Below are 22,846 nucleotides of genomic sequence, written 5' to 3' on the forward strand. Positions count from 1 at the left end.
ACGGACGGTTTCATCGCGCTTCCCCAAACCTCGCGAGAAGCTCGGCGAGCTCTCGCCGAAGTCGTTCGGGCTCGCCGCTATCGGTGGTGCGGAACCGCAACAGGGCAATGCCGTACAGCGCGCAGATCGCGTCTTTGAGCGCATCTCGGCGCTGCTGGTTCCGGTTGTTCTCATGGAATTCGAAGCCGTCGACCTCGATGACGCAGACCCGCTGTTTGGTCACTCGGTTGTAGATCTCGAAGTCGACCGACGAGTGTCTGTTCCGGGCGAACTGGAGCTGTTCGTCGGAGAGACTGTCGGTGTCGGGGAGCAGGTGTTTCAACGGCACCTGCTCGGCGAAGCTCAGGCCAGGGAACTCGGCGGGTAGCATCTGCCCGAGCACAGCACGCATTATTCGCTCGGACTTGTGGCCCGGGCTTCGGGCAACGCGCGTGGCGAGTTTGTCGAGCTTCTTGGAGTACTGCTTGTAGAGCAGGTCGAAGACCGAGACGACCTTGCTATCGAACACCTCGTCACCCGGATTCTGATAGCGGATGTATCCGATGAGGTCGCGCAGGTTACGACTCTTGGGCAGCAGGTCGTTGTTGGTGACCAGGACGAACCGCTTCTTGGCTCGCGACACAGCGACATTGACCAACCGCGGGTCATCGGCGAACTCCAGGCCCCCGACACCGCCCTGGCTGCTCTTCTTCTCGTCGAGAACTGTGGTCATCACGATGGCGTCCTTCTCCCGCCCTTGGAAGCTGTGCACCGTATCGGCTTCGATGTCGGCAATCAGTTCGGCGACTCGGCCGGATTGCTTTCGATAGGGCGTTGTTATCCCGATTTCGTCGTGCTCGAACTCCGCACAGAATTGCGGGAGCACCTCCTGCCGGATGACGTCGATCTCCCGCTGGTTGAACCGGCCACCTCCATTACGCAGCTGTCGCATGTGATTGCCGGCAACCGTGCGCGCGACCACCATCGACGGAAAACCGGGGTTGTTCCGGGTGAAGGGGATCAGGTCGTCCTCGTAGAACTTCTGGTTGCAGAAGCCTATGATCGCCGGATCGCAACGGTAATGTTCGCGCAGCATCGTCCGGGGCAATCCCATTCCATACACGGCAGTCAACGACGACAGGATGCTGTGGCTGTGGTAGTCGTACGGCGCGCTCGGCGCCGGGCCACAGAGCGCGGGGTCGATATTGTTGTCGACCGGTGCCAGCTGCCGTAGGTCGCCGCCGACGATGACGTTGCGGCAGCATGCGAGAGCGACTGCTGCCGCAAGCAGATCCACTTGCGAGGCCTCGTCGATCACGAGGTAGTCGACGAGGCGGCCTCTGCCGATGCTGCTCTGCAGGGAGTGGCAGGTGCTCAGAATCAGCGGATAGTCGCGGCTGAACTGTGCCCATCGCTCTGTGTAGTTGTTGCCATATCGCGGTGGGCGTCGGCCGGTGTAGCGGCGGCGTAGCGATTCGACCAGCCAGGCTTCCGAGGCTTGCCGTTGTTCCTCGGCTGCGGCCTCGAATCCTTTGCCCTGGAGTAGGTCCTCGGTCGTCGTGATCTGCTGGTCCAGCTCCGCCAGCTTCGCGCGGTAGAAGCGCTGATGTAGCTGCAGGACAAGGTCTACATCGTCGGCGTCTGCGAATCGCAGCGATCGATACTTGAAGTAGTTGGTGATTCGGTCGATCACGCTGCCGAGTCCCTGCGATCGGGCGAGCTCCGGATCTGTATCGGCGATGAAGCCGAGGATCTTGTCCGAACTCCATCGCAACACCGGCAGGTACTCGTCATCGGGAAGTTCGTGCCGCGCGAGGTAGCCCTCGAAGTGAGTCTGTTCCAATCGGTATGCCGTGCGCTCGGCGCGCAGTTCGGCCAGTTCGCGTTCGATCTCGCGCAACCTCAGTAGGCGATGATCGCGCTGGACCATCTCCGCCGCAGACGGCACGGCGACCGGCGGTCGCCCGAGGAGTTCCCGAACCTCTGTATTCCTGCGGTCCTGGTCTGCTAGAAACTGCTCCCGCTTCGCCCTCCGTCCGAGGTTCGCAGTGAAGAAGCCGAAACCGGCCGCCATCAATTTGGCATGCACGTTGTCCACGGCGGTGTTGTTGGTGGAAACAACGGCGACCGTGAGGGATTCATCTGCCACCAGGGTGGCGACAAGGTTCAGGATGGTCTGGGTCTTCCCGGTTCCGGGCGGTCCGTCGATAACCGAGATCGGGTATTGCAACGCATTGGCGACAGCAGCCCGCTGGCTGAGATTGGTGTGGAAAGGGTAGAGCGGGGGTGCATCCGGTCCTGTCACGGTGTCGATCGGTGTCCCCTGCAGGTAACGGTGGAGGACGCTTTCCGGGTGCACAGAGAGGCGGGACAAATGTGCAGCGCGGAGTGTGGCGCCGGCTTCGGACAGGTGTTCGGCAACCGACCGCCAATATCCGAGGATCGCCGAGGCGCGGACCTGATCGGCGTGGTCGCGAACAACCTCGACCACGTGCCCGGGGAAGACCGCACCGGCCGATTCTGTGTCCTCGAAGACATGCCACCAGGTTTCGCCGAATCCGCTGAACCGCAACGCATAACGGGCTGAGGGCCGCAGCTCACCGTTGATCAGCAGCTTGGTGTGCTCGTCGAGTGTGGTGCTTGTCGCCGTTGTCAGGACAGCGACCCGGTCGTGGCGGTATTCGAACCGTGTCGACGTGCCCCGGAACTTCACTGTCACGTGGGTTCGGCCAGGCTCGAAGACCTCGATGTCATTGGTCCGGTCCACGTAACGACCGTGGCCTTGGCGAAGCAGCACCGCCATCCGCCGTGAATCGATCACGTGGAGCCCCCTCACGAGTGTCGTTACCGAACGAGACTACCGTTTCGGCCACACTCTCAGGAGGCAAAGTGAGTGTTGGACAACAGGTTTGAGGGCGCGTCGAGCTCGGCTAATTGCTGCAGATCGGACGATTCGGGATGGTGTACAAAGCTGCGGGGCGCAGTGTTGATGATCGCTGTCGCGAAGGCCGGACGGCAGTCGCACGTGTATCGCGACCGATTGAGCAGGCGATGCCGTCGCGGAAGATACTCAGCAGGTCGAGGAGGGCGCTGCCGGTGTTCGGTACGAGATGTGGTCCGCAGTGGTGACGCGAATGATTCGATCAGAGGTCACGAGGTACTCCAAGTCGATGCCGCACAGGATGGGTAGCGCGGACCTCGACTCTCATGTCCTCGGTCGAGCCACTCGAGCCGCGACTTCCTTGGGCTGCACGCATGCGGATGAATCGAATTGGCCGGGTGCGTGCAGAACGGTGTAGCCAGGTGCCCCCACCGCAGGTCGCGGTGAGGGCCCGATCAAGGGATCAGCCGCCCGCGCGACGGCGGAACGTGCGCTTTCCACCCGCGGCCGCGGACGTACCGTGCAGCTTGGCTTCGTTCTGGGCGGCGCCGGCCACGGAGGCGTTGCCGTTCTTGCGTTCCAGGGCTTCGCGGAACTTGCGTTTGGTCGCCTCGGTGGGTGACTCGGTCGGGTTTTCGTCTTCGGACATAGGGGTAAGCCTGCCATCTGTGTGAGGGCGCCGTTACCAGCTCGGTACGATCCAGCCAGGCGGGGGCCGGGCAGGAGGGACGCGGGCGTGATCGAGGTATGGGGTGCGCGGGTCGCGGTGCGGTACGCGGACGGGCGCTTGGTGACGACGCCGCTGCGGGCCGACAACGAGATCGCCCTCGACGTCGGGGTGGCCGAACTCGCGCGGATCGCCCTGGCGACCACCGAGGACGGGCAGATGGCGTTGCTGCTGTTCTTCCGGTCGGCGGAATTCGTGGTCGGTGGTGAAGCGACGCAACGGCATCCGGTTCCGGTGTTCCTGGAGACGGGGTTGCGTGAGCAGGCCCAGGTGCTGGTTCGTGCGGTCGAACGCGATCTCGTCGGTCTGCGCCGGGTGTTCCCGCCACGTCCGAGTCTTGTTCCGCCACGCCCGCTTCTCGGCCCGAACGGCCCGCGACGACCCGATGTCGGGGCGGCCGCGGCCCGTATGCGGCACGCGGGCAACTGCGCTCGCGAGATCGATACCCTGCACGCCGCCGCCCGCCCGGACGAGTACGTCCTCGAGCTGGCGCAGGCCGGGCACGAGGGCGCGCCGGGCCTGCTCGTGATCACCACCCTGCGGTTGCTGTTCGTTTCCGCGTGGGCGATGTACGAGTTCCCGGTGTCCGTACTCACCGGCGCCTCGGTGCGGTCGGGCGCGGAAAACATGGTGACGCTGCGGATTTCGGGTGCGGGTACCGATCTGGACTTCCACGACTGGACCGCCACCGACTTCGATCGGATGGCCGAGGCGATCCGCCTGGCCTGCGAGATCGAGCACGTCGACGGATCGATCGCGCCGTCGCTGCCGTCCTCGGCCGACCTGTTCGGCGAGTGGCAACTGCTGGTGGAGCGGCGCAAACTCGGGATGGTCGCCGACGAACCGTTCCGGCGTCAGGCCGTCGGCATCATGCTGACCATGCCGGGCTGAACACCGGCGCCCCCGCGTGCAACGCCACCCGCCGCCAAGGACTCGACGGCCGGAGATGCAGCCCCGCGATCATCCGGCGACGTTCCGCCACTTGGCTTTTCGCGGCCGACAGATCCTGGGTGGCGGCCCAGAAGATGGCCCCGGTGAGGAATCCGTCGCCGAACTGACGCCAGTTGCGATAGTGCTGACGTGCCCGGTCGAGCCCGGTGAGCATGTGGTCGAAGGCCTCGTCCTCGGTGAGGTAGCCGGCGGTGCAGGAGGCGCGGGCGATGAACACCAGCCGCGCCAGATCCCAGGCGGTGGCGTCGTTCTGCAGCGGCGCGGGCAAGTTGTCGGTGATGCCGAGTTTGATGGCCTGCAGCCAGGCGTCGTAGTCCCGGTCGATACCGGCCGGACCTCGGTAGCCACGAAAACCCGACAGCGTGTGCAGGAATTCACGGTGCTCGTCGGCCAGCCCCGACCGGTCGACCCGCCCGGTGTCGGTGGCCGCGGCGACGGCGAGCGGGTGGACGAGCTCGAACAGCGGCGCGTGCATGCCCGCCAGTAGCCGTCGGATGGTGTCGCGCGCGTCCTCGGCGTGGTCGACGCCCCACGATTCGTGCAGGCCCTCGATCGCGGTCTCGCGGCGCGTGGCGGAACTGCCGGGCTCCTCCGGCAGGAAGGCGACACTGTCGCAGTAGGCGCCCCAGCTGCGCCCGTAGTAGGCGCCGACGGCCAGCGCCCTGATCCGGTCGTCGTCGAGCGCCGCGCCCGACCACACATCGGGTTCGGGGTCGATATCCGCGCCGGGAAACCCCGCCACGCGCGGTCGCCCGTGCACTGAGCCTGCCGATTGCATCCAGCCACCCCTCCGCCGAGCCGAACGTTGTGCTGCCAGATCTTACGGACGGGCGGCCTTCGGCGGAACCGAGTGTGTCGGTGGGCGGTACTACCGTCGGGGGATGGGCTACCGGGAACGTCGGTCACGGGTCGATCGCGCGGTGGTCTGGCAACGCACTGGCGGCGGTGCGGGCCAGGTCAGCGTGTTTCCCGACGGCTGCATGGACTTGATCTGGACCGAGGGCACCTTGCTGGTTGCGGGCCCGGACAGCCGTGCCGCACGGGTGCGTGCCGGTGTCGCCGATTTCGTCGGTATCCGGTTCGCCCCGGGTGCCGCACCGGCTGTGCTCGGCGTGCCCGCCGTGGAGCTGCTCGACCAGCGCGTCGAACTGGACAGGATCGTGCCCGCCGCCACGGCCCGCGCACTGCTCGATCGGGTCGACAACTCGCCCGACCGCGTTGTGGCTCTCGAATCCGTCGCCGTCGAACTCGCGGCCGCCGCGCCGTCACCGGACCCGATCCTCACCGGCATCGTCGACGCCCTGGCCGCGGGCGAATCGGTCGCCCACACCGCTGCCCGCGCGGGATTGTCGGCACGCATGCTGCACCGCCGCTCACTCGCGGCATTCGGTTACGGGCCCAAGATGTTGGCGCGAATTCTCCGATTTCAACGCACACTGGAAACCATCCGCGCGGGCACTCCGGCCGCCGAGGCAGCGGCCATGCACGGCTACGCCGACCAGGCACATCTGTCCCGCGACGTCCGTGACCTGGGCGGATGCACGGTGCGCAGCCTGCAACCCGGGTGAGGGTGCCCGGAAAGTCTCATTCGGCTCAGCTGCGATACGAAGTTATGCTCACTGTGCACGCCCCGTCGCATGTGCCAGGCCCAGTCCGAACCACGACGAGAGGATGTGACCCGATGATCGACGAATCCGTGTTCACCACGCTGCGTATCGAGGCCGAACGAGACGAAGTACGCCGACTTGTCGTCGGCGCCGTCGTCGTGCGCCACGACCGGGTCCTCATCCTGCGCCGCCGACGATCAGACTTCCTCAGCGGACGGTGGGAGTTGCCCAGCGGTGTCGTCGAGCACGGCGAGTCGCTCGACGACGCCCTGGCCCGTGAGGTAGCCGAGGAGACGGGCCTCGAGGTCACCGGGATCACCGACTACCTGGGCGACTTCGACTATCTGTCCGGCAACGGCGCGCGCACCAGGCAGTTCACCTTCGTCGTCGACGTCGCCACCACCGGACCCGTGCAACTCACCGAGCACGACGCTCACCTGTGGACCAAGCTGGACGGCGAACCGCCGGTCAGCGACGAGGTCCGCGAGGTGCTCGGCCGGTACCGGCGGCGTCTGCGCGACCCGCACGGCTGGTCGACCTATCCGCTGGGCAACGGCGCGTAGAGGTCGACACCGTGCCCGTCGGGGTCGGCGAGCGTCGCGTAGCGCTGGCCCCAGAAGGCGTCCCACGGCGCGAGTTCACCGTGGTAACCGGCGCCGACCAGGTCTTTGTACACCGAGTCGACCTCGGCCGGATCGGCGCAGCGGAACGCGAGGCTGCTCCGGTCGGGGCCGCTGGGCGGTTGCCAACCGGGGGAGAACGAGGCGACCGTCGCCTCGGTGTCCAGCAGCAGCCGCATCCCACCGGACAGGGGAGCCTCGGCGTGCCCCTCGGTCTCGCATCCCTCGGGAAAGTCCAGGCCGAGCGCACGATAGAAGGCCACCGAAACGGCCATGTCGGACACGATGATCGAGATGGCGTCGAGCTGAGGAGTCATGTCCGGCAGCGTATTCGGCGCGAAGGCCGGTCGTCTTGAACGAATCGGACATCAACGCGCGGGCACGGGCACCAATTCGGCGATGAGGTTGCCGATCAGGATCTGCAGATGATCGCGGATCCCGCGCACGACCTCGATCGGTTGCCCGGCCGGGTCGGACAGCACCCAGTCGCGATAGCTGATGCCCGGGAAATACGGGCACACCTCGCCACAACCCATGGTCACCACCACGTCGGAGAGCCCGACGACATCGTCGGTGAGCGGCTTGGGTCGTTCACCGGAGATGTCGATACCGATCTCGGCCATCGCCGCCACCGCGACGGGATTCAGTTCGTCGGCGGGCTCGCTGCCCGCGGTGCGGACCTCGATGCGATCGCCGGCCATGGCGCGCAGGAAGCCCGCCGCCATCTGTGATCGGCCCGCATTGTGGACGCAGACGAACAACACGCAGGGTGTGTGGGCCATGGTCGCCCTTTCGGTGCAGGGGCGAAGTGCTTGTGGCGCTTCGGATATCACCGCCATCATCGCATCAACCCGCGCGTGTGTGGGCGCGGCTACGGTGTTGTCCTGGGGTGTCCGCCTCAGTCGAGCGAACCGAGAACCCGGTTCACGTAGTCGTTGGCGAACACCCCGGTGGGGTCGAGGCGCTTGCGCACGGCCGCGAACCGATCCCAGTCGGGATAGCGTCCGCGCAGCGTCTCGGCGGTCTGGAAATGATGTTTGCCCCAGTGCGGACGACCGTCGAACCGGTCGAAGACCGCTTCGCAGGCGCGCAGGTACGGTTCCCATTCCATGCCCCGGTACTGGTGCACCGCGATGTAGCAGGTGTCGCGTCCGCTCGCGGGGGAGAGGAAGGCGTCGTCGGGTGCGACCCAGCGCACCTCGATCGGCATGGGCGTACCGAATTTCTTTGCGAGCGTGATCATCTCGCGAACCGCCTCGGCCGCGTGCGCGCGCGGGACCGCGTATTCCATCTCGTTGAAACGCACCAGGCGCGGGGTGGCGAACACGCGGTAGGAGCGGTCGCGCTGACGGTTGTTGCTGCCCGCGACGGTGGCCACGCGATGGATCAGCGGAACGGTCGCGGGAACAAGGCGACCCACCCGGCACAAGCCGTCGTAGAGATAGTTGGACAGCAGGATGTCGTTGACCCACTCGCTGATCGCGCCGCGTGGCTGTTCCGGCTCGGCGGTGCGATTGAGTGCCTTGGTCATCACGACGGAGCTGTGCGCGAAGGCGAAGAACTCGAAATGGTCGTTCCCGTCGACGAATTCGTCCAGATCGGCGAGGACGTCGGCCAGCGGCACCGGCCGTTCCACGCCTTCGAGCACGAACGACGGCTCGAGCTGCAGGGTCGCCTCGGTGACGATGCCGAGCGCGCCGATGCTCACCCGTGCCGCGCGCCAGCCCTCGGGATCGGTCTCCTCGTTCAGCTCCACCACGTTGCCGTCGGCGCACAGCACCTGCACCGAGTGCAGCGCCGCCGAGATGTTGCGCAGCCGCGCGCCGGTTCCGTGGGTGGCGGTGGCGGTGGCGCCCGCGACGGTCTGGGTATCGATGTCGCCCAGATTGGGGAAAGCCAGTCCGTGCTCGTGCAAAAGGGGGCTCGCCGCGTTCAGCGTCAGCCCCGCCTGCACGCGCGCGCGGCCGGTCGAGGTGTCGACGTCGAGCACCTTGTTCATGGCGCCGAGGTCGACGAGGGTGCCGTCGGTGAGCACGGCGTCGGTGAACGAGTGGCCCGAACCGGCGACGCGCACCGTCCGGCCCCGCGCCGCGGATTCGGTGACGATCCCGGCGAGCTCATCGACGTCACGCGGCGTCGCGACGACGGCGGGTGCGCAGCGCTGCTCGCCAGCCCAGTTCACCCAGGTGTTCTTGGTCATGTGTCCAACTGTAGAGGACCAAGTGTGACCCGCGCTACTGAGCGAACGAAAATCAGCGGCGACGACCCAGGCAGGCGGCCGATTTGGCCTGCTCCACCTCGGCGTCGGTGAGCGGCGGGACCAACAGCGGCCTGCGCGGCACGGCGTCGGTGCGCACGCCGTTCAGCGCCACGGCCATGTACCGCTGCCACACGTCGGGATTGACCGGTGCGGCGAACTCCATGAACGAGTTGACCATGTGGATCAGCGCGAAGAAGTCGGTGGTGGTGATGTCGGAGTGCACCGCGCCCGCGTCGCGCGCCCGGTCGACGATGGCCGCCACCGACGGCCGGATCCGCTCACGCATCTCGGCGAACCGGGTCGGGTCCTCTTCGAGTTCGAGCACCACCTCGCCGAAGCCGCGGTTGGTCGCCAGGTGATTGCAGGCGTGTTCGAAGAACTCGACAAGTGCCAGCCATGGGTCCGGATTGCGGTTCGCGGCGTCGGCCGCGTCGGCGAAGTCGACCATGTTCTGCTCGAACACCTCGACAATGAGGGCCCGCTTGTTGGCGAAGCGCCGGTAGACCGTGCCGACGCCGACACCCGCGCGCTCGGCCACGTCGTCGAGGGTGATTTCCAGGCCGTGTTCGGCGAAGAGTTCCCTGGCTGCGACCACGATGCGTTGCTGATTGCGGGCGGCATCGGCGCGCAGCCTGCGGGGCGCTGCGGCAGTCGTCGTGGCGTGATTCACAGGTGCATCCTACTCATTGCCGGATTAAGTGGAGGTGGTTTCTCCGTTACTCTGGTAGCTTCGATTGAAGCGGAGGCTATATCTCCGATTATGCCACCGAAATCACCGACCTAGACCTGCAAGGGGAGTCATGACCACCACACTCGACAAGGGGACGAGTCCCGCGTCCGGTGCGGACACCGGGAACCGGCGAGGCTCACACGCGTTGCGCTGGTGGGTGCTCGCCGTCCTCGGTATCGCGCAGCTGATGGTCGTGCTCGATGCGACGATCGTGAACATCGCGCTGCCGGCCGCCCAGGCCGACCTCGGCTTCGGTGACGCCGACCGCCAATGGGTCATCACCGGCTACGCGCTCGCCTTCGGCAGCCTGCTGCTGCTCGGCGGCCGCCTCAGCGACCTGTTCGGGCGCCGAAACACCTTCATCGTCGGCCTGGTCGGCTTCGCGGTCGCCTCCGCCATCGGCGGCGCGGCCAACAGCTTCGAGATGCTGGTCGCCGCCCGCGTCGGCCAGGGCGTGTTCGGCGCGCTGCTCGCGCCCGCCGCCCTCTCGCTGCTGACCGTCACCTTCACCGAACCCGGTGAACGCGCGAAGGCCTTCGGCATCTTCGGTGCCGTCGCCGGTGCCGGTGGCGCCATCGGCCTGCTGCTCGGCGGCGCGCTCACCGAGTGGGCGTCGTGGCGCTGGGCGATGTATGTGAACCTGATCTTCGCCGCCGTCGCGCTGGTGGGTGCGGTGCTGTTGCTGGCCAAGCACGTCAACGCCAGCTCGCGGCCCAAGCTCGACTGGCCCGGCACCATCACCGTCACCGCGGCGCTGTTCGGCATCGTCTACGGCTTCTCCCACGCCGAATCCCACGGCTGGAGCGACCCGACCACGTTGGCGTTCCTGATCGGCGGCGCCGTGCTGCTCGCGGTGTTCGTCTGGATCGAGACCCGCGTCGCGCACCCGCTGCTGCCGTTGCGCATCGTCACCGACCGCACCCGTGCCGGTTCCTACCTGACCGTGTTCATCATGGGCATCGGCATGTTCGCGATCTTCCTGTTCCTGACGTTCTACATGCAGCTGTCGCTGCAGTACTCGCCGATCATGACCGGCGTGGCGTTCATGCCGATGGTGTTCGGCATGGTTGCCTCGTCCACCACCGCGCCCTCGTTCCTGCTGCCCAAGGTCGGGCCGAAGGTCGTCATCAGTGGCGGCTTCCTGGTCGCCGCGGCGGGCATGGTGTGGCTCACCTTCATCGGTCTGGACAGCAGCTATGTCACCCACATCCTGCCCGCGCTCGTCCTGCTCGGCCTGGGCCTCGGTGGCGCCATGTCGGTGGCGTTCCAGGGCTCGACCGCAGGCGTGCAGCACGACGACGCCGGTGTCGCCTCGGCGATGGTGAACACCAGCCAGCAGGTCGGTGGTTCCATCGGCACCGCGCTGCTCAGCACGATCGCGGCCTCGGCGATGACCGATTACGTGTCCGCGCACGAGCCGGGTCCGCTGACCATGGCCCAGGGCGCGATCGAGAGCTACACCACCAGCTTCTGGTGGGCGGCGGCCACTTTCGTGCTCGGTGCGATCGTGATCGGTGTGCTCATGCCGAACAAGGTGCCCGCCCCCGCCGAGGGCGAGATGGTGCTCGCGCACTGATCGACCTGTCGTAAACCGATGGCCCGGACCGAGACTCGGTCCGGGCCATCGGCGTTCGCGCGGGGTGGCTGCTGGGGGTTTGCCGGACGCGCACCGCGCGCTAGTTTGTCGGGGGTACTCGATACCATGAGCAACGACCACCGTCGGACTAGCAGGGGAGGGCAGTGCATGGCATCGCGGGCCCCGGCGCTCGACCCGGCCGTCCTCGCGGCGATCTCGGTGGGCGGTGGTCTCGGGGCCACGGCCAGATACGGTGTGGGCCAGTGGTGGCCGGTGCGTCCTGGGCAATTTCCGTGGTCGACGCTGACTGTCAATGTGGTCGGCTGCTTCGCCCTCGGGGTGCTGATGGTCGTGGTCACGGAGTTCTGGTCGGCGCCGATGCTGGTTCGCCCGTTCCTCGGGATCGGGGTGCTCGGCGGGTTCACTACTTTCTCCACCTTCGGCCTCGAGCTTCGTACACTGATCGACACCGGTTCGCCGGGCACGGCCGTGGCCTATCTCGCTCTCTCGGTCCTCGCGGGCCTCGGCGCGATGGCGCTCGCCATGATCGGGACCCGCTGGGCGGCAGGCAGCGTGGGGCAGAGCACGTGAATCCGACGACGGAAGGGGGCCATCCGATGGTCGCGATGTGGGCTCCCACGGCGGGAGGCCGGCGATGACCGCGGCACTCGTGTTCGCGGGCGGAATGCTCGGTGCCCCCGCGCGTTACCTCGTCGATCGGGCGGTCTCGGCGCGGTTCCCGGCCGGGCTGCCGTGGGGGACGTTGACGGTTAACATTGTCGGTTCGGCGTTGCTCGGGGGCCTGATCGGCGCGAGCGCGGGCAGTACTCTGCTGGCGTTCGCGGGAATCGGTTTCTGTGGTGCGCTGACCACGTTCAGCACATTCGGTTACGAGACCATACGTCTGGTGACCGAGGGCGCCTACGTGTATGCCCTGGGCAACGTCGCGATCAGTGTCGCGGCGAGCTTGGCCTCGGTGTACGCCGCCGCGTCCCTGACCAACTGGTTGTGCGCATGATCCTCATGACCAGCCGCGCCCAGCCGACACGGAAGGGAACACCCACCATGGCCCACGATCGCGCCGGACGGCCCGCCCGCCCGACCGACCTGGTGGATATCGCTCACCTGGTCACCGCGTACTACAGCCGCGTGCCCGATCCGGCCGAACCGAGCCAGCAGGTGGTCTTCGGCACCTCGGGTCATCGCGGGTCCAGCGAGGACAGCGCGTTCAACGAGGCGCACATCATGGCCATCACCCAGGCGATCGTCGAGTACCGCGCCACCCGCGACATCACCGGTCCGGTGTACCTGGCGCGCGACACCCATGCCCTGTCCGAGCCCGCCTGGACCACCGCGCTCGAGGTCCTCGCGGGCAACGACGTCACCGCCGTGATCGACGCCCGCGGCCGCTACACCCCCACGCCCGCGCTGAGTCATGCTGTGCTGCGCCACAATCAGGGCGGAACCAAGCACCAGGCCGACGGCATCGTGGTGACCCCCTCGCACAATCCGCCGCGCGACGGCGGCTTCAAATACAACCCGCCGCACGGCGGTCCCGCCGATACCAAGGCCACCGACGCCATCGCCGCGCGCGCCAACGAACTGCTGCGCGGCGGCCTGGCCGAGGTGAAGCGGGTGTCGCTGGAACAGGCGATGAAGACCCATGTGCAGCGCTACGACTACCTCGACCACTACGTCGCCGACCTGCCGAACGCGCTGAACCTGGACGCGATTCGCGGCGCGGGCATCCGCATGGGCGCCGACCCGATGGGCGGGGCGAGCGTGGACTACTGGGAGGAGATCGGGCAGCGCTTCGATCTCGAACTCGAGGTGGTCAACCCGTTCGTCGACCCCACCTGGCGTTTCATGACCCTCGACAGCGACGGCAAGATCAGGATGGATCCGTCCTCGCGCCACGCCATGGCCGGACTGGTCGGCATCAAGGACGACTACGACATCTCCACCGGCAACGACGCCGACGCCGACCGTCACGGCATCGTCACCCCCGACGGCGGCCTGATGAACCCCAACCACTTCCTCGCGGTCGCGATCGAATACCTCATCGCCAACCGGATGTGGTGGGACGCGCTCACCAAGGTCGGCAAGACGGTTGTCACGTCCTCGATGGTGGACCGGGTGGTCGGTGTGCTCGGCCGCGATGTGTACGAGGTGCCGGTCGGGTTCAAGTGGTTCGTGCCCGGATTGTTCAGTGGCAGTTTGGCTTTCGGTGGTGAGGAGAGCGCGGGCGCGTCGTTCCTGCGGATGGACGGCACCGTGTGGACCACCGACAAGGACGGCATTCTGCTGGCGCTGCTGGCCGCCGAAATCGCGGCCGTCACCGGTCAGACCCCCTCGGCTCGCTACGGCGAGCTCGAACGTCAGCACGGTAGCCCCGCTTACGCGCGCATCGACGCCGTCGCTACCAGCGAGCAGAAGGCCAAGCTCGCGCGGCTCAGCGCCGACGCCATCACCGGTACCGAGATCGCCGGCGAGGAGATCACCGGCATCCTCACCACCGCACGCGGCAACGGAGCCCCCCTCGGCGGGCTGAAGGTGATCACCGAGAACGCCTGGTTCGCCGCCCGCCCGTCGGGCACCGAGGACAAGTACAAGATCTACGCCGAATCCTTCCTCGGTTCCGAGCATCTGACCCAGGTGCAGGCCGCCGCCGAGGAGATGGTGAATCAGGCGCTGATCGAGTGAGTACCGCGACAAAGGTTCGGCTACCCGCCGAGATCTGGGTGCTGATCGCGGCGGCGTTCGTGATCGCGCTCGGCTTCGGGCTGGTGGCGCCGGTGCTGCCGCAGTACGCCCGCGAATTCGGGGTCGGTATCGCGGCCGCGTCGGCGATCGTGAGCGCCTTCGCGTTGATGCGCTTGCTGTTCGCCCCCGCCAGCGGGCGGCTGGTGCAGAAGCTCGGCGAGCGGCGGGTGTATCTGGCGGGCATCCTCATCGTCGCGGTGTCGACCGGTGCGTGCGCGCTGGCACAGACGTATTGGCAACTGCTGGTGTTGCGGTCGCTCGGCGGGATCGGGTCGACGATGTTCACGGTGTCGTCGATGGCGTTGATCATCCGGGTGTCGCCGCCTGCCGCGCGCGGCCGGGTCTCCGGTGTGTATTCGACCAGCTTCCTGATCGGTTCGCTGGTCGGTCCGCTGGTCGGCGGTGCGCTGGCCGGGCTCGGTTTGCGCGCCCCGTTCGTCATCTACGCGCTCGCCCTGCTCGTCGTGTGCGTGATCGTGTTCGCCGGTTTGCGCGAATCACCGGTCCTGAAGGACGACAGTGCGACGACCACACCGGAACTGACCTTCCGGCAGGGCTGGTCGGAGCCCGCGTATCGCGCGGTGCTGCTGTCGAGTTTCGCCGGCGGTGTCGCGGTGTTCGGTGTGCGGATGGCGTTCGTCCCGTTGCTGGTGGTGGAGACCCTGCGGCAGGAACCCGGCATGGCCGGTGTCGCGCTCACCGTGTTCGCGGCGGGCAACGGTGCGGTGCTGTTCGCCTCGGGTCGATTATCCGACCGGCTCGGTCGCAAACCGTTCCTGATCCTCGGCTCGGTGATCTGCGCGGTCGGCACCGGCGCGCTCGGTTTCGCGCAGTCGCTGCCGTGGTTCCTGCTCGCCTCGTTCGTGGCGGGCATCGGTTCCGGCATGTTCAGCCCGGTGCAGCAGGCGGCGCTCGCCGATGTGCTCGGCAGCCGGGCACGCGGCGGCCCGGTCCTCGCGGCGTTCCAGATGGCGGCCGACCTGGGCGCGGTCCTCGGCCCGATCGTCATCGGTGAGGTCGCCGACCGCACGTCGTTCGGGGTCGGCATGGCGGTGACCGGGGCGGTGCTCGCGGTGTCGGCGACGGTGTGGGTGTTCACTCCTGAGCCGTCGCGGATCGTGCACCCCGAGGACCCACAGCACCCCGACCATGCGGGCGACGGCCTCGACCCGCAATGCACCTGCGACGGTCCCGACGGGTCACCCGTCGTGCGTGACGGCATGGTTCCCGCAGCCCGTCGCCCGGTCGACATGGAGAAATAGAGAAATAGCTGGTAGAGCTGATATCGGCGTGCCCGGGCGGCACGCCGATATCGGCTCGAGGCAGAGTGGACGGGTGGGCACAGCCGGTTCTTCGCACAATCCACGTCCCGTGTCGAGCAACACCACCTACGCGCTGGGCGCGGTGGCTCTCGTCGTGATCGGGCTGATCGTGTTCGCCGTCTACAAGTGGAGCGCCGAACCACCAGCCGTCCGCAACGACGGCTACGGCGCTGTGCGCGAGGCGGCGGTGCAGGTCAGCACCACGCCGGAAGGGGTGATCCGGCTCGGCCGCCCAGACGCCGCGAAAACCATCGATATCTTCGAAGACCCGCTGTGCCCCGCGTGCGGGGTGATGGAGACCAGCTACGGCCAGGAACTCGCCCAGAAGATCGACGAGGGCAAGCTAGCCGTGAACTACCACCTCGTCGCGTTCCTCGACGACCAGTCCAAGAGCAAGGACTACTCCACTCGCGCCATCGCGGCTAATCTCTGTGTCGCCCAAACAGGTTCGGGCCCCACCTACGGCAAGTTCCACAAGGCCCTGTTCGTCGACCGCCAGCCCGACGAAGGCGCCGAGGACCTGAGCAACCCCGCCCTGGCCACCCTCGCCACCGAATCCGGTGCCCCCGAATCCGTGGCCGCCTGCATCACCCACGCCACCCAGCGCGACGCCGCCGCGACCGCCGCGAAATCGGCCCTCGCCGACCTCGACGCCCGCACGGGCAACAAATCCGCCACCCCCACCATCTACGACGGCACAACCACCGTCGACTGGCGCGACGAAAACTGGGTCACCACCCTCGCCCCCTGACCCACGTGAGGTTGCGCACATCCTAGACCCCCTCCGCGCCGCCCGCTCATGATCCCAACCCCCGAGCCCTCTCCTGAATCGCCCCGTTTTCGCCATCTACCAGCCGATTTGTTCTCCCGGAGAACCATGGTGTAACTTCATTCAGGCAGCAGCGAGAGCAGCTGAAACAACAGAACACGGGGCTATGGCGCAGCTGGTAGCGCACCACACTGGCAGTGTGGGGGTCAGGGGTTCGAGTCCCCTTAGCTCCACCCGAAACAAAAGGTCCGGCTTTTCAGCCGGGCCTTTTGTCGTTCCGCGCGAGTGGGTGGGTGCGGCCGTGGCAACGATCGACTGCCGAGATTGTGGCCCACCGCTAGGCTCCTCGATGTGTACGACATCGCGAAGAATGCGGGATTTGCTGGGGCGCACGCAGTGTGGAGTGTGAGCGACTCGGATTTACTGATACCGCTGATCGGATACGTCGATGCCGACGGGTCGCAGGGGTTGGAGCGGTTTCTTGTAGACGATGTCGCGGACGGGGCGCGGCTGGGGGCCGAACGACTGCGGACGGGGCGGCCGGGCTGGGTCCATGCCGCGCTCGTCGTCGACGCTTTCTTGCGCTTGCCGGCCGGGCGGCAGGATGCACTCGTCATCGAGGCGACCGACTACGCCCCGCAGCGGCGGTCGATAAAGATGGCCATTCCTTATCGCCCGCACACGACTGCCGAAGGTTTCGCCGTGTACCGCCCGAAATTCCTCGGCACCAGTGGTTTCGACGATCCCGACTACGACGCGATCGCGGAGGCTTTCTTCTCCGGCGTCGACTCCCATGAGCAGGCCGCGGCCGTGTGGAACGCCCACCTTCTCGACGAGTCCGTTTGACCCGAGCCCGTCGACGGCGCGTCATACGTTCTTGTCACAGTTTCCCCGGGCGCACTGTCCTTGTTGTCGACACCACAGGAACACCTGTCGAGACGAGGTTCGGTCATGGACATCAGCACGGGGCACGCCATCGAGACAATGGACGATCTGCGTCGCCATCTGCAGTGGGCGATCGAGCTCGAGCACGCGACCATCCCGCCGTACATGTGCGCGTTGTATTCGCTGGAGCCGGGCGCCAATGCCGAAGCGGCACAGGTCATCAGCAGCGTCTTCGTAGAGGAGATGCTGCACCTGGCGCTGGCGGCGAATCTGCTCAATGCGGTGGGCGGTGAGCCCAAGCTCGACGCGCCCGAATTGCTGCCCGCGTACCCGCATCCGCTGCCGCACGGCGATCGATCCGTACAGATACAGCTCGCGCCGTTCGGCTCCGAAGCCCTCGAATTGTTCTTGAACATCGAACGGCCCGCCTCGGCGGACGCGCTACCCGAGTCCGACGGTTATCACACGATCGGGCAGTTCTACGCGGCCGTCGAACTCGGTCTCGTCACGCTGGTCGACACCCTCGGCGAGGAGGTCGTGTTCTGCGGCGACCCCGGTCGCCAGCTCCACGAGATGCACTTCAACAGCGGTGGCGGACAGGTCGTTCCGGTGCACGACCTGAAGTCGGCGCTGACGGCGCTGGCCGAGATCGTCGAGCAGGGCGAAGGCGCGGCGCGGACCGAGGTGTGGGACGGCGAGAAGGACGTCTTCCATCCCGATCGAGATGAGGTCGCTCACTTCTATCGCTTCCTGGAATTGAAGGAAGGTAGGCGATTCCAACTCGGTGACACCCCGCAGTCCGGGCCCACCGGTGAGCCGATCGTGTTCGACCCCGACAAAGTGCTGCCGATGCGCCCCACCCCGCGCACCGCCGACTATCCGGAGGGCAGCGCGGTCCGCCTCGCGCAGGAGGAGTTCAACAACACCTACTGCCTGCTGCTGTATCTGCTCGAGGACACCTTCAACGGCAGCCCGTCGCAGATGCGGGACGCGGTGGGGACGATGTACGCGTTGAAGTCCCAGGCCCAAGCTCTCATGAAGATGCCGAGCGGCGACGGCCGCACCACCGCTGGGCCGACCTTCGAATACGTCGCGCCGCAGGACCGAGCGTAGTCACAGGGCCTCGGCACGCGCGCCGTCACAAAATCACCGCCTGCCCTGTCCTTGATGTAGCGGAGTCTCGCCGGCCCCGCGGCAATGTCCGGACGAAAGGAATGAGCATGAAGATCGTCGTCATCGGCGGTACCGGCCTGATCGGCTCCAAGCTCGTCGCACGACTCGGTGAGCACGGCCACCAGGCGGTTCCGGCCGCACCCAACACCGGTGTGAACTCGCTCACCGGTGAGGGCGTCAAAGAAGTACTGCAGGACGCGAACGTGGTGATCGATGTTTCCAATTCGCCGTCGTTCGCCGACGACGACGTGCTGGAGTTCTTCCGGACCTCCACGACGAACCTGCTCGAGGCCGCCGCCGCGGCCGGTGTCGGGCATTACGTGGCACTGTCGGTGGTGGGTTCGGAACGGCTGCCGGATTCCGGGTACCTGCGGGCGAAGGTGGCGCAGGAGGAGCTGATCGAGGGATCGGGCCTGCCGTATTCCATCGTGCGCGCCACGCAGTTCTTCGAATTCGCCGGTGGGATAGCGGATTCCGCGACCAGCGACGGTCAGGTGCGGCTGCCGGCTTCCAGTATGCAGCCGATGGCCGCGGACGATGTGGCTGCGGCTGTCGGTCGTACCGCGGCGGGCGAGCCGAAGAACGGCACCATCGAGGTCGGGGGCCCCGAGGTCATCGCTCTCGACGAATGGATCCGCACCGTGCTGAGCGCGCGCTCGGATGCGCGCACGGTGGTCACCGATCCCGAGGCCCGGTATTTCGGGGCGGTGCCGCAGCGCGAGCTGCTGCCCGGAAGCCACGCGCAACTGGCGCAGACGCGGCTGTCGGAGTGGCTCACCAGCAACTGACCTGTTCGCGCGGGCGGGATCGGCCCGCCCGCGCGAACTGTCCCCTTCGGAAGGGAACGAAGCGAATGCTCACACCCGAGGAACGTCAGATCGCGACGTCGGTGCTCGTCGTCGGTACCGGCGGATCCGGCCTGCGTGCGGCGATCGAACTGGCCGAGCGCGGCATCGACGTCCTGGTGGTGGGAAAGCGGCCGAAGGCGGACGCGCACACCACCCTCGCCGCGGGCGGTATCAACGCCGCGCTGTCGACCATGGACGTCGAAGACAGCTGGCAGCAGCACGCGGCCGACACGATCACCGAAAGCTACCTGCTGGCGCGGCCTGATACCGCTCGGATCGTGGCCGAGAATGCCGCGCGCGGAATCGAGGATCTCGAGCGCTGGGGCATGCCCTTCGCTCGCGAATCCGACGGACGGATCTCGCTGCGATTCTTCGGCGCGCACACCTACCGACGCACCGCGTTCGCCGGTGACTACACCGGCCTCGAGATCCAGCGAACCCTGGTGAACCGGGCCGCGCAGCTCGGCATCCAGATCATCGATACCTGCTATGTGACCCGAATCCTGGTGCGTGACAACGTGGTTTTCGGCGCCTACGGTTTCGATCTCGACAGCGGCGAGCGCTATGTGTTCCGAGCCGACGCGGTGATCCTCGCTGCCGGTGGGCACACCCGCATCTGGCGCCGCACCTCTTCGCGACGTGACGAGAACACCGGTGATTCTTTCCGGCTCGCCGTCCTCGCGGGCGGCCGGATTCGTGACCCCGAGCTCGTGCAGTTTCACCCGTCCGGGCTCATCGAACCCGAGAACGCGGCAGGCACACTGGTATCGGAGGCCGCACGGGGAGAAGGTGGCATCCTGCGCAACGCCGCTGGAGAACGCTTCATGCGGCGCTACGACGCGGAACGCATGGAGCTCTCGACCCGCGATCGAGTTGCACTGGCCGCCTACACCGAGATCAAAGAGGGGCGAGGGACCCCGAACGGTGCTGTCTGGCTGGATGTTTCGCACCTGCCTCGCGAAACGATCATGCGGCGGCTACCGCGCGTCTACCAGACGATGCTGGAGCTGCAAATGCTCGACATCACGCGCGATCCGATCGAAATCGCGCCCACGGCACACTATTCCATGGGCGGAGTGTGGGTTCGCTCCGAAGATCACGGCACCGGCGTCGACGGCCTCTACGCGATCGGCGAGGCGTCGAGCGGTCTGCACGGTGCCAACCGGCTCGGCGGCAACTCGCTGATCGAACTGCTCGTCTACGGCCGGATCGTCGGCGAGGCGGCAGCGCGGTACTCGGCCGAGCAAGAAGCGCAGCGTCGCTCCCGGGGTGCGCTCGTCGAGGCCCGCGCCGAGATCGATGAGCTGCTGGCGGTCGACGGGCAGGAGAACGTGCGGGCCCTGCAACGTGCCGTGCGCGACACCATGACCGAGCACGCCGGCGTGGTGCGCGACGAGCCCGGAATTCGGGCGGGCCTGGCCGAGCTCGACGAAGTCGAGGAGCGGATGACGAATATCGGCGTGCACCCCGACGCCGCCGGGTTCCAGGACCTGGCGCACGCCTTCGATCTGAAGTCCTCGGTGCTCGCCGCACGCGCCACCCTGGAAGCCGCGCTGGAGCGCCGCGAAACCCGTGGCTGCCACAACCGGTCCGATTACCCCGACCTGGATCCGGCGCTGCGGGTGAACCTGGTGTGGTCGGGTCCCGGCAAGCTCGAACGCGAGGAGATCCCCGCCGTCCCCGACGATATCGCCCGGCTCATGCGAGATGTATCGACGGAAGGCAAATTGGTCGAATGACGGCGTCGTGTGGGCGCACTCGCCGGGGCTGCTCGCGTACGGCCGGCGCGAGTAAGGTCGTGGGAGTCGGTGGCCGAATCGAGGCGAGGGATATGAATCACGCGATTGCCGGTGGCGCCGGAACGACCGCGCGATGAGCGGACCTGCGGGCACCGACCTGGGCAAAGCCGTCGAGGACTTCTCCGCGCACAAGGGACGGCTGTTCGGCATCGCCTACCGAATGCTCGGCACTGTCGCCGACGCCGAGGACGTCGTCCAGGATGTCTGGGTGAAGTGGCAGTCCTACGCCGACCGCGATTCCGTGCGTGATGTGGAGGCCTTCCTCGTCACCGTGACCACCCGGCAGGCGATCAACGCCACGCAGACGGCGCGGGTCCGCCGGGAAACCTATATCGGCCCGTGGCTGCCCGAGCCAGTGGACACCAGTGCTGATCCCTCGCTCGGTGCGGAGCGCGCGGAGGTATTGGAGACCGCGGTCCTGGTGGTCCTGGAGAAGATGACGCCGACCGAGCGGGCGGCGTTCGTCCTGCGGGAAGCTTTCGACTACCCCTACGGCCGGATCGCCGAAGTCCTCGAAATCAAAGAACCGGCCGCCCGGAAACTGGTGAGCCGGGCACGCCAGGCCATCGAGTCCGACCGGCAGGTATCCGTCGACACCGTGCATCAGCGACGTCTGCTCGCTGCCTTCCTGAATGCCGCGCGCGCGGGTGAATTCGATGAGCTCGAGGCGCTTTTCGCCACCGATGTCGCCAGCTACTCCGACGGCGGCGGCGCGGTGCGCAATGCTTCGCGCATCCCGGTATTCGGACGCACGCGCGTGGCGAAGTACGTGGCCGCGTTCGCCTCACACTTCTGGACGGGGGTCGACATCGACTGGGTCGACGCCAACGGTCGCGCGTCGGTGGTGATCAGCCGCGACGGAGTCGCCATCGCCTGGCTCGCGGTCGGTGCGGCCGACGACGAGACGATCGACCGGCTCTACTGGGTGTTCAACCCCGCAAAGCTCGGTCATATCGCCCATGTCGTCGCTGTCCCGGGGGACTCCGCCGCGCCGTGAAACACCATCGGCGCCGGTGTCAACCACGAATGGCGATCGTCGAGAAAACCACGGTCAGCCTTTCGCGTTCGCTGTGTTCCCCCTTGTATTGGCCGCGACGGCCGTCGCCGACCGCAATTGCATCGAATTTTACTGGGGCACAAAATGTTTGGTCGTATCCGACACAACGCCGTGCTGTGCGTTGTAGTCCGACCCAGCACCCGACCGCCGAAATGAGCAATGATGCAATCTGGCCGCCCGGACCACGTCTGCGGCGTCGAAACCGAGTCCGCGGACGCCTGTAGTCGCGATGGCGCCCGAAGATCTCGCCTGCTGCCGTGCAGTGCGAACCCGCAGGCACAGTCCTCAACCGTAGGTAAACCCCCAGGTCTCCGGACCTGGGGGTTTGCTGTTGCTACTGAAGGCCCACTCTGGATGGGCGTTGAGCAGGGAAGTTCTTGGTACCGAACGGTGAGGCGGGGATGTTCCGCCCAGTCCTAGACGATTTCCGAGGTTCCCGAGCAGTTGACCACCTGGGGGACGAAGCCGCTGTTGTGCACGGTGAAGTCGGTGCGGACGATGCCGGTGCCGGTGGGGGGACGGAAGTAGAGGGTGCTGCCGTTGCCGATGATGAATCCCACGTTGCCGCTTTGAGTTTCCGAACCGGAAGCGCCGGTGGTGAGGTTCGTCCAGTTCAGGGTGACCGTCGTTGTGTAGCCACCCCACACGCTGCCGCCCGCGTGGATGGTGAAGTACGGAACGCCCGGGGCGCCGTACGGCTGCGCCCCGATGACCTGACCGCTGTAGGGCTGGTCGACGATATTCGGGCTGACACCGCGACAGATCGTCACCTCCCAGCTGCTGGGGGCCGCAGTCGCCGCCCCCGCACCGGACATCACCATCGCCCCCGTGACTAATCCTGCGGCGGCAGTCTTCCAGCCAATTTTCTTCTGCATCAAGATTTCTCGTCCTTCTCCAGG

At 66.8% G+C, this 22,846-nt stretch carries 22 protein-coding genes and 1 tRNA gene; 15 read left to right on the top strand and 8 right to left on the bottom strand.

From position 1 onward, the window contains the following. Window positions 1–10: 10 nt before the first annotated feature. Both AB0F86_RS14880 and AB0F86_RS14885 read right to left on the bottom strand, forming a co-directional pair. A complete protein-coding gene (locus AB0F86_RS14880) occupies window positions 11–2,800 on the bottom strand; it encodes an AAA domain-containing protein (protein WP_356986589.1) in 2,790 nt (929 codons plus the stop codon). A 523-nt stretch (window positions 2,801–3,323) separates the two neighbouring features. Then, window positions 3,324–3,509 carry a DUF5302 domain-containing protein gene (locus tag AB0F86_RS14885; protein ID WP_356986587.1) on the bottom strand — a complete coding sequence of 62 codons (186 nt, stop codon included), beginning with the start codon at window positions 3,507–3,509 and terminating at the stop codon, window positions 3,324–3,326. A gap of 87 nt (window positions 3,510–3,596) precedes the next feature. On the opposite strand from AB0F86_RS14885, the gene AB0F86_RS14890 reads away from it, so the two are divergent. Continuing rightward, the gene (locus tag AB0F86_RS14890) at window positions 3,597–4,478 is read left to right on the top strand and encodes a hypothetical protein (RefSeq protein WP_356986585.1); all 882 of its coding nucleotides are present in this window, start codon (window positions 3,597–3,599) and stop codon (window positions 4,476–4,478) included. On the opposite strand, the gene AB0F86_RS14895 is transcribed toward AB0F86_RS14890, so the two are convergent. Beyond that, the gene (locus AB0F86_RS14895; RefSeq protein ID WP_225278981.1) at window positions 4,456–5,280 is read right to left on the bottom strand and encodes a DUF1266 domain-containing protein; all 825 of its coding nucleotides are present in this window, start codon (window positions 5,278–5,280) and stop codon (window positions 4,456–4,458) included. The genes AB0F86_RS14890 and AB0F86_RS14895 overlap by 23 nt on opposite strands. Before the next feature lie 139 nt (window positions 5,281–5,419). On the opposite strand from AB0F86_RS14895, the gene AB0F86_RS14900 reads away from it, so the two are divergent. Both AB0F86_RS14900 and AB0F86_RS14905 read left to right on the top strand, forming a co-directional pair. Next, window positions 5,420–6,106 carry a helix-turn-helix domain-containing protein gene (locus AB0F86_RS14900; protein WP_356986583.1) on the top strand — a complete coding sequence of 229 codons (687 nt, stop codon included), beginning with the start codon at window positions 5,420–5,422 and terminating at the stop codon, window positions 6,104–6,106. A 113-nt stretch (window positions 6,107–6,219) separates the two neighbouring features. Continuing rightward, window positions 6,220–6,708, top strand: coding sequence for an NUDIX domain-containing protein (locus tag AB0F86_RS14905; protein ID WP_067637170.1), 489 nt, complete (start codon window positions 6,220–6,222; stop codon window positions 6,706–6,708). Here AB0F86_RS14905 and AB0F86_RS14910 read toward each other — a convergent pair. From AB0F86_RS14910 to AB0F86_RS14925, 4 genes are all read right to left on the bottom strand, one after another. After that, complete coding sequence (locus AB0F86_RS14910; protein WP_356986580.1) at window positions 6,684–7,082, bottom strand: VOC family protein; 399 nt, start codon at window positions 7,080–7,082, stop codon at window positions 6,684–6,686. The two genes, AB0F86_RS14905 and AB0F86_RS14910, sit on opposite strands and share 25 nt — an antisense overlap. Window positions 7,083–7,133: 51 nt before the next feature. Beyond that, a complete protein-coding gene (locus AB0F86_RS14915) occupies window positions 7,134–7,547 on the bottom strand; it encodes an arsenate reductase ArsC (protein WP_067491782.1) in 414 nt (137 codons plus the stop codon). 116 nt (window positions 7,548–7,663) lie between these two features. After that, on the bottom strand, window positions 7,664–8,965 hold the full coding sequence (locus AB0F86_RS14920) for a D-arabinono-1,4-lactone oxidase (RefSeq protein WP_356986578.1): 1,302 nt from the start codon (window positions 8,963–8,965) through the stop codon (window positions 7,664–7,666). Window positions 8,966–9,017: 52 nt separating this feature from the next. After that, window positions 9,018–9,695: a TetR/AcrR family transcriptional regulator gene (locus AB0F86_RS14925; RefSeq protein WP_225278985.1), complete on the bottom strand. Its 678-nt coding sequence runs from the start codon at window positions 9,693–9,695 to the stop codon at window positions 9,018–9,020. A 130-nt stretch (window positions 9,696–9,825) separates the two neighbouring features. Between AB0F86_RS14925 and AB0F86_RS14930 the strand changes: the two genes are divergently transcribed. From AB0F86_RS14930 to AB0F86_RS14985, 12 genes are all read left to right on the top strand, one after another. After that, a complete protein-coding gene (locus AB0F86_RS14930) occupies window positions 9,826–11,331 on the top strand; it encodes an MFS transporter (RefSeq protein WP_356986576.1) in 1,506 nt (501 codons plus the stop codon). 168 nt (window positions 11,332–11,499) lie between these two features. Then, a complete protein-coding gene (crcB, locus tag AB0F86_RS14935) occupies window positions 11,500–11,922 on the top strand; it encodes a fluoride efflux transporter CrcB (protein WP_225278987.1) in 423 nt (140 codons plus the stop codon). A gap of 64 nt (window positions 11,923–11,986) precedes the next feature. After that, window positions 11,987–12,349, top strand: coding sequence for a CrcB family protein (locus AB0F86_RS14940; RefSeq protein ID WP_067491792.1), 363 nt, complete (start codon window positions 11,987–11,989; stop codon window positions 12,347–12,349). Window positions 12,350–12,396: 47 nt separating this feature from the next. Next, complete coding sequence (gene pgm, locus AB0F86_RS14945) at window positions 12,397–14,034, top strand: phosphoglucomutase (alpha-D-glucose-1,6-bisphosphate-dependent) (RefSeq protein ID WP_356986573.1); 1,638 nt, start codon at window positions 12,397–12,399, stop codon at window positions 14,032–14,034. After that, window positions 14,031–15,356: an MFS transporter gene (locus AB0F86_RS14950; protein WP_356986571.1), complete on the top strand. Its 1,326-nt coding sequence runs from the start codon at window positions 14,031–14,033 to the stop codon at window positions 15,354–15,356. The genes pgm and AB0F86_RS14950 overlap by 4 nt, the downstream gene beginning before the upstream one ends. A 109-nt stretch (window positions 15,357–15,465) precedes the next feature. Next, entirely contained in the window at window positions 15,466–16,167 is a 702-nt protein-coding gene (locus tag AB0F86_RS14955) for a thioredoxin domain-containing protein (protein ID WP_356986570.1), read from the top strand. Between the two features lie 178 nt (window positions 16,168–16,345). Then, window positions 16,346–16,418: transfer RNA gene (locus AB0F86_RS14960), tRNA-Ala, on the top strand. Window positions 16,419–16,536: 118 nt separating this feature from the next. Next, a complete protein-coding gene (locus tag AB0F86_RS14965) occupies window positions 16,537–17,031 on the top strand; it encodes a hypothetical protein (protein ID WP_356986568.1) in 495 nt (164 codons plus the stop codon). Window positions 17,032–17,136: 105 nt separating this feature from the next. Then, the gene (locus AB0F86_RS14970) at window positions 17,137–18,183 is read left to right on the top strand and encodes a ferritin-like protein (protein ID WP_356986566.1); all 1,047 of its coding nucleotides are present in this window, start codon (window positions 17,137–17,139) and stop codon (window positions 18,181–18,183) included. Window positions 18,184–18,290: 107 nt separating this feature from the next. Further along, window positions 18,291–19,031 (top strand): SDR family oxidoreductase, encoded by a 741-nt coding sequence (locus AB0F86_RS14975; RefSeq protein WP_356986564.1) that lies wholly within the window; start codon window positions 18,291–18,293, stop codon window positions 19,029–19,031. 65 nt (window positions 19,032–19,096) lie between these two features. After that, window positions 19,097–20,830 (top strand): FAD-dependent oxidoreductase, encoded by a 1,734-nt coding sequence (locus AB0F86_RS14980; RefSeq protein WP_356986562.1) that lies wholly within the window; start codon window positions 19,097–19,099, stop codon window positions 20,828–20,830. Between the two features lie 133 nt (window positions 20,831–20,963). Continuing rightward, window positions 20,964–21,887 carry an RNA polymerase sigma-70 factor gene (locus tag AB0F86_RS14985; RefSeq protein ID WP_356986561.1) on the top strand — a complete coding sequence of 308 codons (924 nt, stop codon included), beginning with the start codon at window positions 20,964–20,966 and terminating at the stop codon, window positions 21,885–21,887. 476 nt (window positions 21,888–22,363) lie between these two features. Here the strand turns inward: AB0F86_RS14985 and AB0F86_RS14990 are convergent, their stop codons facing one another. Then, entirely contained in the window at window positions 22,364–22,822 is a 459-nt protein-coding gene (locus AB0F86_RS14990) for a hypothetical protein (protein WP_356986559.1), read from the bottom strand. Window positions 22,823–22,846 lie beyond the last annotated feature (24 nt).

The sequence above is a fragment of the Nocardia sp. NPDC023733 genome, from assembly GCF_040639775.1.
Classification (GTDB): Bacteria; Actinomycetota; Actinomycetes; order Mycobacteriales; family Mycobacteriaceae; genus Nocardia; species Nocardia rosealba.

Bases quoted from the DNA above. Each gene is read 5' to 3' on its own strand.
- AB0F86_RS14930 (WP_356986576.1), top strand. From the start codon at position 9,826: ATGACCACCACACTCGACAAGGGGACGAGTCCCGCGTCCGGTGCGGAC.
- AB0F86_RS14900 (WP_356986583.1), top strand. From the start codon at position 5,420: ATGGGCTACCGGGAACGTCGGTCACGGGTCGATCGCGCGGTGGTCTGG.
- AB0F86_RS14970 (WP_356986566.1), top strand. From the start codon at position 17,137: ATGGACATCAGCACGGGGCACGCCATCGAGACAATGGACGATCTGCGT.
- AB0F86_RS14915 (WP_067491782.1), bottom strand. From the start codon at position 7,547: ATGGCCCACACACCCTGCGTGTTGTTCGTCTGCGTCCACAATGCGGGC.
- AB0F86_RS14985 (WP_356986561.1), top strand. From the start codon at position 20,964: ATGAGCGGACCTGCGGGCACCGACCTGGGCAAAGCCGTCGAGGACTTC.
- AB0F86_RS14980 (WP_356986562.1), top strand. From the start codon at position 19,097: ATGCTCACACCCGAGGAACGTCAGATCGCGACGTCGGTGCTCGTCGTC.
- AB0F86_RS14905 (WP_067637170.1), top strand. From the start codon at position 6,220: ATGATCGACGAATCCGTGTTCACCACGCTGCGTATCGAGGCCGAACGA.
- AB0F86_RS14940 (WP_067491792.1), top strand. From the start codon at position 11,987: ATGACCGCGGCACTCGTGTTCGCGGGCGGAATGCTCGGTGCCCCCGCG.
- AB0F86_RS14885 (WP_356986587.1), bottom strand. From the start codon at position 3,509: ATGTCCGAAGACGAAAACCCGACCGAGTCACCCACCGAGGCGACCAAA.
- pgm (WP_356986573.1), top strand. From the start codon at position 12,397: ATGGCCCACGATCGCGCCGGACGGCCCGCCCGCCCGACCGACCTGGTG.
- AB0F86_RS14990 (WP_356986559.1), bottom strand. From the start codon at position 22,822: ATGCAGAAGAAAATTGGCTGGAAGACTGCCGCCGCAGGATTAGTCACG.
- AB0F86_RS14910 (WP_356986580.1), bottom strand. From the start codon at position 7,082: ATGACTCCTCAGCTCGACGCCATCTCGATCATCGTGTCCGACATGGCC.
- AB0F86_RS14920 (WP_356986578.1), bottom strand. From the start codon at position 8,965: ATGACCAAGAACACCTGGGTGAACTGGGCTGGCGAGCAGCGCTGCGCA.
- crcB (WP_225278987.1), top strand. From the start codon at position 11,500: ATGGCATCGCGGGCCCCGGCGCTCGACCCGGCCGTCCTCGCGGCGATC.
- AB0F86_RS14975 (WP_356986564.1), top strand. From the start codon at position 18,291: ATGAAGATCGTCGTCATCGGCGGTACCGGCCTGATCGGCTCCAAGCTC.